General features: G+C 66.8%; 17 protein-coding genes. 13 read left to right on the top strand and 4 right to left on the bottom strand.

The features are described from left to right. The first annotated feature begins 11 nt into the window (after positions 1-11). Both EH209_RS11390 and EH209_RS11385 read left to right on the top strand, forming a co-directional pair. On the top strand, positions 12-773 hold the full coding sequence (locus tag EH209_RS11390; protein WP_126663015.1) for a precorrin-8X methylmutase: 762 nt from the start codon (positions 12-14) through the stop codon (positions 771-773). After that, positions 770-1,690 carry a cobalt-precorrin-7 (C(5))-methyltransferase gene (locus tag EH209_RS11385; protein ID WP_126663014.1) on the top strand — a complete coding sequence of 307 codons (921 nt, stop codon included), beginning with the start codon at positions 770-772 and terminating at the stop codon, positions 1,688-1,690. The genes EH209_RS11390 and EH209_RS11385 overlap by 4 nt, the downstream gene beginning before the upstream one ends. Before the next feature lie 72 nt (positions 1,691-1,762). Here EH209_RS11385 and EH209_RS11380 read toward each other — a convergent pair whose 3' ends face one another. From EH209_RS11380 to EH209_RS11370, 4 genes are all read right to left on the bottom strand, one after another. Continuing rightward, on the bottom strand, positions 1,763-2,431 hold the full coding sequence (locus EH209_RS11380; RefSeq protein ID WP_126663013.1) for a hypothetical protein: 669 nt from the start codon (positions 2,429-2,431) through the stop codon (positions 1,763-1,765). Between the two features lie 121 nt (positions 2,432-2,552). Further along, the gene (locus EH209_RS11375; RefSeq protein ID WP_126663012.1) at positions 2,553-3,233 is read right to left on the bottom strand and encodes a class I SAM-dependent methyltransferase; all 681 of its coding nucleotides are present in this window, start codon (positions 3,231-3,233) and stop codon (positions 2,553-2,555) included. 211 nt (positions 3,234-3,444) lie between these two features. Continuing rightward, positions 3,445-3,618 carry a hypothetical protein gene (locus EH209_RS24025; RefSeq protein WP_012942206.1) on the bottom strand — a complete coding sequence of 58 codons (174 nt, stop codon included), beginning with the start codon at positions 3,616-3,618 and terminating at the stop codon, positions 3,445-3,447. Positions 3,619-3,701: 83 nt separating this feature from the next. Beyond that, entirely contained in the window at positions 3,702-4,262 is a 561-nt protein-coding gene (locus EH209_RS11370) for a DUF1802 family protein (RefSeq protein ID WP_126663011.1), read from the bottom strand. A gap of 439 nt (positions 4,263-4,701) precedes the next feature. On the opposite strand from EH209_RS11370, the gene EH209_RS11365 reads away from it, so the two are divergent. The 11 genes from EH209_RS11365 to EH209_RS11315 all read left to right on the top strand — a co-directional run bounded on the left by EH209_RS11365 (position 4,702) and on the right by EH209_RS11315 (position 14,734). Next, the gene (locus EH209_RS11365) at positions 4,702-6,015 is read left to right on the top strand and encodes a cobyrinic acid a,c-diamide synthase (protein WP_126663587.1); all 1,314 of its coding nucleotides are present in this window, start codon (positions 4,702-4,704) and stop codon (positions 6,013-6,015) included. Positions 6,016-6,134: 119 nt separating this feature from the next. Further along, complete coding sequence (locus EH209_RS11360; protein WP_126663010.1) at positions 6,135-7,055, top strand: glycosyltransferase; 921 nt, start codon at positions 6,135-6,137, stop codon at positions 7,053-7,055. Positions 7,056-7,223: 168 nt separating this feature from the next. Next, entirely contained in the window at positions 7,224-7,832 is a 609-nt protein-coding gene (gene cbiT / locus EH209_RS11355; RefSeq protein ID WP_126663009.1) for a precorrin-6Y C5,15-methyltransferase (decarboxylating) subunit CbiT, read from the top strand. After that, positions 7,829-8,644, top strand: a complete 816-nt coding sequence (locus tag EH209_RS11350; protein WP_126663008.1) for a cobalt-factor II C(20)-methyltransferase — start codon at positions 7,829-7,831, stop codon at positions 8,642-8,644. Before cbiT ends, EH209_RS11350 begins: the two co-directional genes overlap by 4 nt. Next, the gene (locus tag EH209_RS11345; protein ID WP_126663007.1) at positions 8,641-9,546 is read left to right on the top strand and encodes a cobalt-precorrin-4/precorrin-4 C(11)-methyltransferase; all 906 of its coding nucleotides are present in this window, start codon (positions 8,641-8,643) and stop codon (positions 9,544-9,546) included. The genes EH209_RS11350 and EH209_RS11345 overlap by 4 nt, the downstream gene beginning before the upstream one ends. Before the next feature lie 2 nt (positions 9,547-9,548). Beyond that, on the top strand, positions 9,549-10,544 hold the full coding sequence (gene cbiG, locus EH209_RS11340) for a cobalt-precorrin 5A hydrolase (RefSeq protein WP_126663006.1): 996 nt from the start codon (positions 9,549-9,551) through the stop codon (positions 10,542-10,544). Then, positions 10,541-11,413 carry a precorrin-3B C(17)-methyltransferase gene (locus tag EH209_RS11335; RefSeq protein WP_126663005.1) on the top strand — a complete coding sequence of 291 codons (873 nt, stop codon included), beginning with the start codon at positions 10,541-10,543 and terminating at the stop codon, positions 11,411-11,413. The genes cbiG and EH209_RS11335 overlap by 4 nt, the downstream gene beginning before the upstream one ends. Before the next feature lie 20 nt (positions 11,414-11,433). After that, positions 11,434-12,471 (top strand): precorrin-3B C(17)-methyltransferase, encoded by a 1,038-nt coding sequence (cobJ, locus tag EH209_RS11330; protein WP_126663004.1) that lies wholly within the window; start codon positions 11,434-11,436, stop codon positions 12,469-12,471. Positions 12,472-12,479: 8 nt separating this feature from the next. Further along, positions 12,480-12,746: a ferredoxin gene (locus EH209_RS11325; protein WP_126663003.1), complete on the top strand. Its 267-nt coding sequence runs from the start codon at positions 12,480-12,482 to the stop codon at positions 12,744-12,746. After that, on the top strand, positions 12,743-13,468 hold the full coding sequence (locus EH209_RS11320) for a cobalamin biosynthesis protein (RefSeq protein ID WP_126663002.1): 726 nt from the start codon (positions 12,743-12,745) through the stop codon (positions 13,466-13,468). The genes EH209_RS11325 and EH209_RS11320 overlap by 4 nt, the downstream gene beginning before the upstream one ends. Positions 13,469-13,501: 33 nt before the next feature. Beyond that, positions 13,502-14,734, top strand: coding sequence for a CbiX/SirB N-terminal domain-containing protein (locus tag EH209_RS11315; RefSeq protein ID WP_126663001.1), 1,233 nt, complete (start codon positions 13,502-13,504; stop codon positions 14,732-14,734). The last annotated feature ends 64 nt before the right edge of the window (positions 14,735-14,798 follow it).

Raw genomic sequence — 14,798 nt, 5'->3', positions numbered from 1 at the left:
AGTGATACCCGATGAGCGACAGTCAGGAGTTCGAGCAGGAGTACGCCGATCTGGGCGCGACGACGCAGAACGCGATGGATATCGCCGAGACGAGCATGGATATCGTCCGACAGTTCGTCCCCGACGAGACGCTGGCCGACCGCGTCCGCCAGAAGTCGGTCCACTCGATGGGCGACATCGAGTTTCAGCACCTGATCGAGTTCACCGGCGGTGACGATCTCGGCGACGACGAGGACGCGCCCGTCCGCGCCGGCGCTCGAGCCGTCCTCGAGGAGGCGACCATCGTCACGGACATCACGATGTCCAAGGCCGGGATCACCGGCCGCGGCCACAACTGCGAGAAGCGCAAGGCGATCGGCAACGGCGCCGAGCTGGCGAAGGAGACCGGCATGACCCGCACTGCGGCGTCGGTGCTCGAACTCGACAAGCAGGGCGTCTACGACGGCGCAATCGCGACGATCGGCAACGCCCCCACAGCGGCGTTCGCGCTGGCCGACTGCATCGAGAACGGCACCCGACCCGCCGCTATCGTCGCGACGCCCGTGGGCTTCGTCAAGGCCGAAGAGAGCCGTCAGCGCATCCGCGGGGTCAGCGAGGAATACGACGTGCCCGCGATCACGAACGTCGGCCGACGCGGCGGCAGCGGGCTGGCCGCGGCGCTGACGAACGAACTGATCCACGTCGCGAAGGACGTGCGGACCGACGACCTCGAACTCGAGGTGACGGCTGACGCTCGAGCGGCGAGGGTCGAATCCGAAAGCAAGGACGAATGAGCGACGAGTACGACCTCGAGGCGGGGCCGGATCCGGCGACGTTCGCGGCCGCAGCGCCGGAGCCGGATATCGACGAAGGCGCTGCACCGGAGGGGCAGCGAGGCGGAGATAGCGCGGACCAACGTTCCGCGAACCACTCGAGCGGGCACAGCCCGCGGGAGGACGGTGAAACCGTCGGAGCGGACGACCCAGTCTACGCCGTCGGCGTCGGTCCCGGGAATCAGGAATATCTGACTCCTCGCGGTCGGCGAGCGATCGAGGAGGCCGACGTCGTCGTCGGCTTCACGACCGTCGTCGAGTTCGTCGAGGACCTGACAGACGCCGATCTGCTGACCTGCGGGTACAAGGACGAGGCCGAGGCGCTCGAGGCGTTCGGCGAACGCGTTGCAGCCGGCGAGTCGGGAACCGCCGTGGCGATGGGCGACCCCAATCACTCGGGCTACCAGTTCGTCGGGAAGGTACAGCGCGCGGTCGAGCGTGAGGATTCCGATACCCCGGTCCGTATCGTCCCCGGCATCTCCTCGCTCCAGATGGCCGCCAGCCGCGCCCGCACCCCGATGGAGGACACCGAGTTCGTCACGCTGCACAAGAGCGGCGACCTCGAGTCCGATATGGAACGCCTCGCGGCCGCCGCGACGGTCGACGAGCGCCATCTGCTCGTGCTCCCGCGGCCCTACGACCGGATGCCCGGCGATATCGCCGCCTTCCTGCTTGAGGAGGGTGCCGACCCCGACCTCGAGGCGCTGGTGCTCGAGAAGCTGACCCACAAGGACGAAGCGATCCACCGATTCACGCTGGCGGAGTTGTCCGAGCACGCCGGCGGAACCGGAACGGAAGACACGCCGTTCTCGGATCTGGTCGTGCTCGCCGTTCGACAGCCGATCGAATCGAAGACCATAACGTCGGCGCGGCGCTGAAACCGACGATTCGCGTCGGCGGTTCGTCGGCGTGCGTCGTGATCCGCCGACGACTCGACGCCGTTTCTTTCGTCAGTCTGCTAAGCGCCAGCGGAACTCGAGCCACGCGACGCCGAAACAGAACGCCAGTATACCGGTCGTGGCTCCCGGAGTGGCACCGTGGGCGACGAGACCGATCGGCGAACCGGCGAGCAGGACGACCGGGACGAGCGGCGCGCCCGAGCGCCGAAGCAAAACGGCGATCGCGAGCACAGCGACGAGGTTACCGACGGTCCCGACGACCGCCAGCAGGCCCGCGACGCCGTCGATCGGCTCCGTCAGCACGACGTCGACGACCGCTGCGACGCCCTCTCGCTGGTCGGCAGCGAGGTCACCGGATTCTCGAATCAGGACGGCCGTCGCGATGCCGGCGATCGCTTCGAACGCGAGATAGCAGACGAGATACACCGCGACGCCGACCCGTCCGACGGTCGCGACGGTCCCGCGGTACTCGCGCAGCAGTACGTAGAGGCCGATCCCGAGGAGGCCGAAGAGCGGTAACAGGAGCGCGTGGACGAGAAACCACGTGTCCACGACCGGCGAGAGGGCCGCGAACGGCTCGTCGCCCGCGCTCGGATGGAACCACAGAACGACAGCGAGGAGAAACGGCGCTCCGACGAGGAGGAGCCCTCGGCCGACGACCCGCGGATCGCGGATCGATCTCGCAGTCTCCCTCGACTTCGATTCCGTGTCGGTCGTCATTCGACGGTCCCCATCGTGTGTTCCCGCCGAGTACGTGTCAACTCATAAAACTCTAGCAGATCGGATCGATGGTATCGCGGGCGGTCCGTCACCGTCTCCGTTCGGTCTCTCCCGCCCCGTCTCACTCTGGAACGTCGCCGGCGACGACGTACTGCTCGTAGTTCGGCTCCTCGCCCCAGAGCACCGACTCCATCAGCGGCTCGTACTCGACCCGCTCGAGCCCGTGTTTCTCGAGTACGTCCACCAACTCTCCCGGCGGCCGGCCGTCGTACAGCGGCAACTCGTCGTGGATCTCCTGATACCCGTCGAACGCCTCGTCGAAGTCCCAGTGGCCCTCGATCAGGACGATCCGGCCGCCCGGACGGACGACTCGTTGCCACTCCCGAAGCGCCGCCGACGGGTTCGGCAGCGTCCAGACGAGGTGCCGGGCCGTCAACAGATCGTACGCGTTTTCGGGATCCGAGATCGATTCCGCGTCCCCGTTTCGGAACTCGACTGACCGGCCGCGGTCGCGGGCTTTCGCTCGAGCGCGCTCGAGCATGTCCGTCGAGAGGTCGACTCCGGTGACGTCGTGACCGAGTTCGGCCAGCAACAGCGAGATGACGCCCGTTCCACAGCCGACGTCGAGAGTTCGCCGAGGTGGGTCACCGTCACCGGTCCAGTCCCGGAGGATCGACAGCCACGCGTCGCGCTGCTCGTCGCTGTGGATGGCGTGGTGGCTGTCTCCGTCGTACGACTCCGAACGGTCGTCCCAATACTGCTGGACGCGCTCTTTGACGGCCTCGTCGTCTCGAGTCGTCACGACTGGCTACCCCTGGTCCGGCCTGCGGATCGGTTCGAACCGATCCGACAATCTTCGAACGACATTGTTCCCTGCAATCGCCCGTCGAACAAAATAACTGTTTCGAGAACCGGCACCGTGGTGAGACTCCGCGCGAGGTCACGGACGTCCCCGTCTCGATCGGCCGGCCGCGGACGGCACCCCTGCGCTGGAGCGATCGATCGGTTCGGCCTCACTCGTCCTGCTCGTACTCCCGCAGGACCGTCGAAACGGTGTTCTCGACCTCTTCGAGCGCGACAGCGTTGGTCTTTCGGAGGTCGTCGGCGTCGCGGGCCTCGCTCAAGTGCTGCAGCGCTTCCCGAAGGTGGTGCTCGATCTCGGTGTCACTCCCGCTTTTCCCACTCATAGTTCGATCCGACGGTCGTAGCCGACTCGAGCGGTTAAGTTCGTCGGTGGTGGGAATCGGTACCAAACGGCCCGCTCACGCGATCACTCGAGGACGTCCCGAACCGCGGCCCGTCGCTCCGCGAACGCCACGTCATCGAGCACGGGGAGCGAGGCCTCGGTATCGACGTCGACGTCATCCTCGAGGTCGATCCACGCGCGACAGCCGCGGTAGCTGCCCCGCTCTTCGGCGAGTCGCGGTGACACGAGCGCCGACACGCGAAGCAACAGCACGCGCAGGTCGTCTTCCGGGTCGTACTTGTCGCGCAGGCCGTCCGGCGTGTAGACGTAGTGGCGAGCCAGCGCCTCGAGGGCGTCACTCGAGACGCGGTATTCCTCGCGGACGTCGGCGACGGCGCGGATCGGCACGCCGGCGTCGGGTTTCGCGCTCGAGCGATGGTAGTAGTGCTCGTATCGCGACTGGTACCGCGCGGGGTCCTGATGGCTATAGGCCGGATAGAGTACGAATTCGTCGTCGATCGTGCCTGGATCGAGCGTCGGGTGACGAACAAGCACGGTCTGCGTGCCGTCGAGCAGGGCGTTGACGACGCCGGCGCGCTCCTTCAGCGCCGGCACCGTTTCGGTAGCACTTCTCGCGTCGCTCATTGGTCTCGGTTCCTCGAACGCGGACCACTCCCAACTCGGTTTCGGTCGCCTCGGACTGCTTCTCGGGTATCGATCGCTGTGTACTGTACAGATCGCTACAGAACGGTTTGATCCCGAACTCGGTTTGCGGCGGCGCGCGCCGACGATCGGTCCGAACGACTGTGAGGGCCGATCGACGAACTCGCGCGAGGGATGAGCGAGTGAACGAAGTGAATGAGCGTTAGCGCGGAACCGAAGGTTCCGCGAACCATGCGAACGGGTGCTTCGCACCCGTGAGCAGAAATCGGCTGGGGAGGGTGTGGCGATCCCCTGTTGCCACGATAGCAGAACGTTCATTTTCACTCGAACCCTTCTCGAGGTTCCTCATACAGTACTCGTCGAGCCGTTCGTACTCCCCACCGACGGATTCAAGTTCAGTTGTGCGAACGCAACCACAATGATGAACGGATTCGTCCTCGGCGGCGTCAGTTCCGGCGTCGGGAAGACGGTCGCGACGCTGTCGATCGTGCAGGCCCTCGAGGACACCGGCTACGCGGTCCAGCCGGCCAAGGCGGGCCCGGACTTCATCGATCCGAGCCACCACGAGGCGATCGCGGGCCGGCCCTCCCGCACGCTCGATCGCTGGCTCGAGGGAGAAGACGGACTCCGGCGCAACTACCGGCGCGGCGAGGGCGATATCTGCGTCGTCGAGGGCGTCATGGGTCTCTACGACGGCGACGGCTCGAGCACGGCGATGGTCGCCGAAGCGCTCGACCTCCCCGTCGTCCTCGTCGTCGACGCCAAGGCCGGCATGGAGAGCGTCGCGGCGACCGCACTGGGGTTCAAGGAGTACGCCGACGCCATCGGTCGTGACGTCGAGGTCGCCGGCATCGTCGCCCAGCGCGCCCACGGCGGCCGTCACGAGCAGGGCATTCGCGACGCCCTCCCCGACGACCTCGAGTACTTCGGGCGGATTCCGCCGAACGACGATCTCGAGATTCCCGACCGGCACCTGGGCCTCGAGATGGGTGCGGAGGCCACCCTCCCCGAAGACGCGCTGCGGGAGGTCGCCGAGTCGCTCGAAGCCGAACGGCTGGCCGCCGTCGCGAGGGAGCCGCCCGCACCCGAGACGCCGTCGCCGGTCCACAGCGCCGCCGCAGTCGACGCCACGATCGCCGTCGCCAGCGACGCCGCCTTCTGCTTCCGGTATCCGGCGACGATCGAGCGGTTCCGCGAGCGCGCCGACCTGGTCGCGTTCTCGCCCGTCGCGGGCGATCCCGTCCCCGACTGCGACGGCGTCTACCTCCCCGGCGGCTATCCGGAACTCCACGCCGCGGAACTCGAGTCGAGCGACACGCTCGACGAACTCGGTCGACTCGCGAGCGAGGGGCTGCCCGTCCTCGGCGAGTGCGGCGGTCTGATGGCCATGAGTCGGTCGCTGACGACGACCGATGGCGACCGCCGCGAGATGGCCGGCATCCTCCCCGCGGACGTCACCATGCACGACCGCTATCAGGCGCTCGATCACGTCGAACTCGAGGCCCTCGAGGGGACGCTGACCGCCGCTCGTGGCGAGACGATTCGGGGCCACGAGTTCCACTACTCGAGCGCCGACGTCGACGCCGACGCCCGCTTCGCCTTCGAGACCGTCCGCGGTGACGGGATCGACGGCGACCACGACGGCCTCACCGAGTACGAGTCGCTGGGGACCTACGTCCACGTCCACGCCGAGAGCGGGGCGTTCGATCGGTTCCTCGAGGAGAGCAGTCGCTGACCGCGGCGATCCGTTCCGATCAATCGTCAGTTCGATCGCCGCTCGATAGATGGAGTCGAACGTCGATTTCGCCTCCGATAACCTATCATTTCATCACCAGGTGGGTCGATAGCGAGGATATGGCAGATCCGACGCCGGTCAGCGTCATTCTACCTACGACGGGGTGGAACGACGCCTGCGAGGAGATCGCCGCGCAACTGCGCTCGGGGGACGAACTCCTCGTGGTCTGCGACGCGGCGACCGAGTCGGTCGCCGAGCGAATCGACGACCGTCCGGAGGCGGTCAGACTGGTGGTCGCGGGCGAACCCGAGGGCTGCTCCGGGAAGGCGAACGCGATCGCAGTCGGGATGGACGCGGCCGAGTGCGATCGCCTCGTCTGGTCCGACGACGACTATCACCACCCTCCCGACTGGCTCGATGGATTACGAAGCGACTACGAGCGGTACGGACCGACCACGGAAGTCCCGGTCTTCGTCGGCCAGGATCCGCTCGCCAAACTCCTCGAGCCGACGCACGTGATCAGCGGAACGCTCGCCGTCTCCCTCGGGGACGTTCCCTGGGGCGGGTCGCTCGTCTTCGAACGCGACGATATCGACGAGGAGGCGTTCCTCACGGACCTCCGGCGGACGGTGAGCGACGACGGCCTCCTCATGGAGTACGCCGATATCACGAGCGTCGAGCGGACGCGTCGCGTCGAAATCGGGGGTTCGGTCCGCGAAACGCTCGAGAATCAGGTTCGGTTCACGAAGATCGTCCGGTATCACGATCCGGTTGCAACCGCCGGCCAGTTCGTCCTGGGATCGGCACTCACCGCCGGGTGCGTGCTGTTTCCGCTCCCCGCGCTGATGCTACTGACGGTCGCGATGGCCGGCGTCTACGCCGCCTTCGGCGTTCGCCGGTGGACGTTCCTCGCGGCGTATCCGGTCGCGTTGGCGGCGATTCCTCTGCTCGCGTACGGCCTCGTCCGACGGACGTTCGTCTGGGGCGGGCGGCGCTACCGGTGGCGCGGAAAGTTCGACGTCTCGGTCGAGACGGAGTGAACGGGTTGCCTCAAGACGACGCTTTTTCGCCCGTGTTCGACGCGCTCGAGTCGGTTCTTCCGCTTCGAAGAACAAGTTTTCTTGAACTACTCCAACCGCAACTGAGCAACCGAACTTGCTCTACACCAAACAAAATTGTTTTAGGGGAGGCTGCTGTTGCCACGGGTGATGCCACCCATCGCGCTTCCACACGACGCGAAGGCCGGGCCGACGAAGTCCGAGGTCCGCGCCGTCGTCGCCTCGAAGCTCGCGCTCGAGGCGGACGACCACTTCGCGGAGGTCGGCTCCTGTACGGGGGCCGTCACCATCGAAGCCGCACAGCGGGCCGGGCGAGTGACCGCCCTCGAGCGGAAGGCCGAACGGCTCGAGACGACCGAGCGGAACCTCGCTGCGAACGAGGAATCGGTATCGGCCGACGTCGAGTTGCGCAACGCGGAAGCCCCCGAGGGGCTGCCCGACGACGCCGACGTGCTCTTCCTTGGCGGGAGCCGCAACTTCGAGGCTGTCCTCGACCACGCCGTTGAGACCGAGGTCGACCGCATCGTGATGAACGTCTCGCGACTCGAGGTCGCCGGGAAGGCGACGGAGGCGTTCCGCGAGCGCGATATCTTGGAGGAGGTCGTCCAGTTTCAGGTGAGCCACGGCTACGAACTCGCCGGCGCGACGAGTTTCAACTCGGACAACCCGGTGTACATGCTGGTCGGGAGCGCGACGGCCGATTCGGAGTCGGACGACGGTGAGAAAGTCGCAGCGGACGGGGGCGAGGTGACTCGATGACGCTGTACGGCGTCGGACTCGGTCCCGGCGAGGCCGACCTCGTGACCGTCCGCGGGAAGGAGATTCTCGAGAACGCTGACGTCGTCTACTCGCCGGGCCGCTTGTCTCGAACCGTCGCGCTGAAACACGTTGACGAGTCGAAGATCGGGGACCTCGACTTCCCGATGACCAGGGACGAGGAGAAACTGCGGGCCGCGTGGAAGGAGGCCGCGGCGGAGATCGCGCCGAACGCACGCGACGGCGACGTCGCTTTCGTCACGCTGGGCGATCCGAACGTCTACTCGACGTTCGGCCACCTTCGCCGGACGATCGATGCCTTCCACACCGAGGTCGAGTTGGAGATCGTCCCCGGCGTCAGCGCGGTGACGGCCTTCGCGACCGCGATGGGGGTCGAAATCGAGGCCGGTGCCGGGCTCTCGCTGCGCGAAGCGGCGAGCGGCGCGAGCCCCACGGGTCCGGACCGGATGATCCTGTTCAAGGTCACTGACGCGCCGGCGACCCACGAGGGGCTCGTCGAGGCCGGCTACGACGTGACCTACGGCCGCCGGCTGTTCATGGAACAGGGCGAGACGATCGTCACCGACGACCCCGAAGAGATCGACGAGCGCGACTACTACACGCTCGCCTACGCCGAGAAGGAGAGCCTCGAGGTCGAACAGGCGACGGCGGCGTTCCTCGAGGAGGACGACGCGGACGACGCGACTGCGAACGACGGCAACTCGAGCGGCGAACCCGTCGCGGACGGCGGGGAAGTCGTCGCCCTCGAGCACGCCGAGGGCTGTGAGGGCGGCGACTGTGGAGGCCACCGATGACTGAGGACACACCGAACGACCCGCAGGACGCGATCGACTCGCAGGGCGAACGCCGCCGCGAGGAACTCGACGACAGGATCTTCGAGCATAGCGCCGGCGACGAACAGGAAGGGATCCCCTTCGTTGGGGCCGGCCCCGGCAACCCGCGACTGCTGACCGTCGCGGGCAAGGAACTGCTCGAGGACGCCGACCTCGTGGTCCATGCGGGCTCGCTTGTCAACAGCGAACTCCTCGACGAGTACTGCGGCCACGCGGAGTTGGTGAATTCGGTCGGCAAGGACCTCGAGGAACTTATCCCGCTGATGCGGGACGCCTACGAGAACGGCGACAACGTGGTCCGGCTCCACAGCGGTGACCCCGCCATCTACGGCGCGGCGCTCGAGCAGATGGACGCGCTGGAACACGAGGGCGTACCGACCTACTTCGTGCCGGGCGTCACGTCGGCCTTCGCCGCGAGCGCGACGCTGCGGACGCAGTTGACGCTCAACGAAGTGTCGAACCACGTCGCCTTCACCCGGCCGCAGGGCAAGACCCTGACGCCCGAGGAGGACCACATCTCCGACTTCGTGGAGATGGGCGACGTGACGACCTGCATTTACCTCGGGACCCACGCGGTTCGGGACACGATGGATCGGCTGCTCGAGGGTGATCACGACCCCGAGACGCCGGTCGCAGTGATCTACCACGCCTCGTGGCCGGACGAGGACGTGATCGTCGGCGATATCGGATCGATCGCGGACAAGGTCGAGGAGGCCGGCTACCGGGCCTCGGCGCTGGTCGTCATCGGCGACGCAGTGACCGGCGCGGGCTACGAGCGCTCGTTTCTCTACGGTGATTGGGCGAACCGCGGCCCTGACTCGAGCGACGCGAACGAATCGGAAACGCAAGCAGGAGACGATTAATTATGAGTACGGACAACGCTGACAACGCGAACGACGACGGCGGATCGGACTCCGGCGGCGGACACTGTTCGACGGCGGATTCGGACGGCGAAGTCGCCGAGGAGATCGCGATCATCTCCTTCGGCCGGAAGATGGACACCGCCGAGGAGATCAAATCGGAGATCGGCGATCGCTACGAGACGATCGACATCATCGAGTACCACGGCGACGTCTTCGAGGAGCACTGGGGCGAGTACGACTGCTTCATCGGCCTCATGGCTTCGGGGATCGCGATGCGGAAGACGGCCCACCTGCTCGACGACAAGTGGGACGATCCCGCGATTTGCGTCGTCGACGAGGAACTGACGTGGGCGATTCCGATCACCGGCGGCCACCACGGGGCGAATCAGGTCGCCCAGGATCTGGCGACGATGGGCGCCGTGCCGGCCATGACCACGGCCTCGGAGGCTGCGGGCAAGCAAGGCGTCGAGTCCCGTGCGAAGGCGATGGACACCCACGTCGTCAACGGCGACTCGACGGTGAAGACCAACCTCGCCGTGCTGGACGATAACCTCGGCCCCGTCGAGCGACTCGAGGGACCGAAGGCCGTCCTCGTCGGCGACGACGTGACCGTCCTCAAGCGCAACAAAGACGAGGGCGTCGTCCTCGGCACTGGCAGCGTCTCCGGCGCCGACAAGGAGGCGTTCCTCGAGGCCTGGGAGGAAGCCCTCGAGCGAACGGACTACGAACTCGAGGACGTCGAGTTCGTCGGCACCGCGACGCGGAAGGAAGACGAGGAGGGACTGCTCGAGGCCGCGCAGGAACTCGATTTGGGCGTCGTCGCCTTCGACAAGGAGACGCTGCTCGAACACGAGGGACCGACACCCTCGAAGTCCAAGGAGTTGATCGGCTGGCCCGGCGTCTCCGAGGCCTCCGCCATCGCCGGCGGGGCTGAGCAGGAACTGGTCTTAGAGAAGATCAGCTACGAGAACGAGGTTACGGTGGCGATCGGTCGATGAGCGTCGAGGACGCAGCTACCAGCGGCGACGGCACCCCAGACGACCACGGCACCCTCTACGTCGTCGGCATCGGCCCCGGCCTGCCCGACCACATGACCAAGCGGGCCAAGGAGGTCATCGAGTCCTCGGAGGTCGTTATCGCCTCGAGCCTCTACCAGGAGTTCCTGCGCGATGACGGCACGATCCCCGCGGAGGAGCGGACTGACGAAGACGGCATCGCGACCCGAGAGGACGGCTTCGAGCAGGAGATCGTCCGCTCGACGATGGGCCGCCAGATCGAACTCGCCCGCGCGGCGTTCGACTACGTCCGCGAGGGGAAGGACGTCGCCCACGTCTCCGGCGGCGATCCGTCGGTCTACGGCAAGTCCGACCTCGTCTTCACAATGGCGAAAGAAGAGGACGCCACGGACGTCCCGATCGAGATCGTCCCCGGCATGACGGCGGCGCTGGGCGGCGCGGCCAACGTCGGCGCGCCGCTTTGCAACGATTTCTGTACGATCTCGCTGTCGGACAAGTGGCGCGGCTGGGACGAAATCGAGGAGAAACTGCGCGCCGCGGCAATCAGCGACTTCGTGATCGTCCTCTACAACTGCTGGCGCAACTACGAGAAGGCGGTCGAGATCGTCCGCGAGGAGCGGACCGACGACGCTCGCGTGGCAATCGTCAACGACGCGGGCCGCGCTGACGCCGGCCGGAACGGCGAGAGCCAGTTCATCACGACCCTCGGCGAGGCCGCCGACCATGACGACAAGGTCTCCGGCATGGGCACTTCGCTGATCATCGGCAACCACGAGACCGAGACCTGGCGCAACGACGACCGAACGTACCTCGTCACCCCGCGCGGCGGGCGTGACGTCGACGACTTCTGAAAGAGAGATACTACACACCAATGAGTACGGACACCAACGCAGACGCTGACGACGAATCGACGTCCAAGTGCGGCGCCTCGAGCACCGACACGGAGGCCGAGACCTCGTCCTCAGAATCGAAGTGCGGCGCTTCCTCGAACGAGACGGACGACTCGAGCAGTTCCAAATGCGGCGCCTCCTCGAGCTCCGATTCCTCGTCCTCGAGTTCGTGCGGGGCCTCGGGCTCCGACGACTCGGGCAGCAACGAGAAGGAGGTCGGCGCGACGATCGAGGACTTCGACGCCGAGCCCGGCCAGCTGATCGCCGTTGGCCTCGGTCCCGGTCATCCGGAGGGGATGACCGAGCGCGCCAAGACGGCGCTGCTCGAGGCCGACCACATCGTCGGCTACACGACCTACATCGAACTCATTCCGGACGAGATCACCGAGGAAGCCGACGAGATCTACGACACACCGATGTGCGGCGAGGTTTCCCGCACTGAGGAGTCGATCGACCGCGCGCTGGCGGGCAACGACGTCGCCATCGTCGGCAGCGGCGACCCCAACGTCTACGCGCTGGCGGGGCTGGCCCTCGAGATCTTAGAGTCCAAGGGCGCGACGGCCTCGATGGTCGACTTCGACGTGGTTCCGGGGGTCCCCGCAGCGCAGTCCTGTGCGGCCCGACTGGGCGCGCCGCTGGTGAACGACACCGTCTCGGTCTCATTATCGGACCATCTCGTCCCGATGCCGGAGATCGAATCCCGACTGCACTCCGTCGCCAGCGAGAACTTCACGATCACGATCTACAACCCGTGGAGTCGCAAGCGCCGGGAGAACTTCCAGAAGGCCTGCGAGATTCTCCTCACGCATCGGGACCCCGACACGCCCGTCGGCATCGTCCACGGCGCCGGCCGCGAAGACGAGCAGGTGATGATCACCGAACTCGCCGAACTCGAGGACCTCGGCGAGAGCGAAATCATCGACATGACGACGACGATCGTCGTCGGCACCGAGGACACCTACGTCTGGGATGACCGGATGGTCACGCCCCGGGGCTACGAGACGAAGTACGACTACTGAGGACCAGCATGCCACGATACGAAGTCACCATCGAGAAGGACGCCTGTGACGGCATCTTCGCCTGCCTGACTCGCGATCCGCGGTTCGTCGAGGGCGGGGACGGCCTCGCGACGATCGATCCCAACGCGGATCCGGTCTACGACTGCGAGGGAGAGGTCGCCGATACCGCCGAACGGGTCGTCGCGACGTTCGACGACGATCGAATCGACGAGGCCCAGCAGGCCGCGGCGGCCTGTCCGACGGACGCCATCGTCGTCGAGGAGGTGGGCGAATGAGCGAGACCGAACCGAAAGCCGACGACGGAGACGAAACGCCGCTCGAGATCGCGGTTCCGTCGGATCCGCTTGCGGGCCACCCAGCAACGGCGTACTTCTGGGGCCACGTCGCCGGCAGCGGCGACGTCTCGGATAGCGGTATCGAGGTCGTCACCAACGACGAGGAGTCCGCACAGGTGCTCGCGGCCGTCGCGGGCGGCGACCTCGAGCACGAGACGACGACTCGAGACTACGCTCACGATACGTCGATCACGCGCACGGAGGACGAGTACACACTCTCGATCGGGGCCGACGACGGGACCGACGACTCGGGTCTTCTGGGCCGCAGCGGCGCGCTCGGGCTCCCCGTCGACGGCCGCGGCAACTACCGCTTCGGCGCGTTCTCGAGCCACGATCGAGAGCTCCTCCGAGGGCTGCTCGAGGGCTGTGGCACCGTCTGCTTCAAGTCCTCGAGCGGCACCGTCGGCATCTCGTTCGTCCACGACGACGCGGAACTGCTCGAGCTCGTACAGGACCTGATCGACGAGAGTCCGGTCGAGGCCCCGTACGACGAACTCTCCGAGACCTCGTCGGGCGGCTACTGGTTCGGCGTCGACGACGACGCCGCACCCGACTTCGGCACGTGGCTCTACGAGGGCTGCGAGGCGACCGGCCTCTTCGCGCCGAGTCGCCGCCGCAAACTCGAGCGGAGCCTCGAGCAGGCGACGGCGTACGACGAGTAACCGACCGACAGATCCCGATTCCGAACTCCCAAGATGAGCAAATCCGACGAGACCACGCCCGCGACGACGGCCGCGTTCGACGACGAGGCGCTCCTGCTGGTGGGCCATGGCTCCCGCCGGGAGAAGTCCAACGAACAGGTTCGGGACCTCGCCGCCGGCCTCGAGTCCCGACTCGGCATCCCAGTCGACGCCGCGTTCCTCGAACTCGCGGAGCCGGCGATCGACGAGGCGCTCGCGCAACTCGCGCCCGTCACGTCGCAGGTAACCATCGTCCACTGCTCGCTGTTCGCCGCGAGCCACGTCAAGAACGACGTGCCGCTGGCGCTCGAGCAGGCCCGGGCCGAACACGACCTCGAGATCAACAACGGCGCCCACCTGGGCATCCATCCCGCGATCTTGGACCTACTCGACGACCGCGCCACCGAAGTCGAGGCCGAACTGGGCGTCGATCGCGCGGAAGACGACGTCGCCGTCGTCCTCTGTGGCCGCGGCTCGAGCGATCCGGACGCCAACGGCGACGTGCACAAGCTGGCCCGCCTGCTCTACGAGGGCCGCGAATTCGATCGCGTCGAGGCGACCTTCATCGGTGTCACCGAACCGACGCTCGAGGACACCCTCCACGGGCTCTCGAAGCACCGGCCCGACGCGGTCGTCGTCCTGCCGTACATGCTCGGTGACGGCGTGCTGACCCAGCGCGTGCGCGACTGGACGGCCGACTTCGACGACGACTACCCCTACGTCGAGGCGCTGGCCGGCGACCCGCTCGGCACCGACTCCCGGTTGCTGGACGTCTTCGCCGACCGCTGGCAGGAGGCTAGGTCGGGAAGCGTCGAGATGTCCTGTGACACGTGCAAGTACAAGGTCGACCTCGAGGGCTACGAGGAGGACGTCGGCGGCGCCCGAGCCATGCTGCGTGCGCTGGCCCATCAGGAGGCCCACGCTGACCGCGAAGACGTCGACGACGAACCCCACAGCCACGACGCGCCCGAAAAGCACGTCGCGGTCTGCATGAACCAGACCTGCGCCGAGATGGGCTCGCCGTCGGTCCTCGAGCGACTCCGACAGGAGGTGCGGGATTCCGACCACTGCGACGCGCGGATCACGCGCTCCTCGTGTCTGGGACGCTGCGGCGACGGACCGATGGTCGCCGTCTACCCGGACGGGATCTGGTACGGTGACGTCGATAGCGGGGACGCCGAACGGATCGTCGGCGACCACCTCGATCGGGATCGCATCGTCAGCGACCTCGTCGATCAGACGCTGTAACGGACTGAACCGACCGACGTGCACCGACGCACTCGAGACGAAAAACACGACTCCGAACAGTCAC

This window comes from Haloterrigena salifodinae, assembly GCF_003977755.1.
GTDB classification, from domain to species: domain Archaea; phylum Halobacteriota; class Halobacteria; order Halobacteriales; family Natrialbaceae; genus Haloterrigena; species Haloterrigena salifodinae.
Note: the sequence above shows the minus strand (reverse complement) of the source record. Positions and strands in the feature narration are given on the sequence as shown.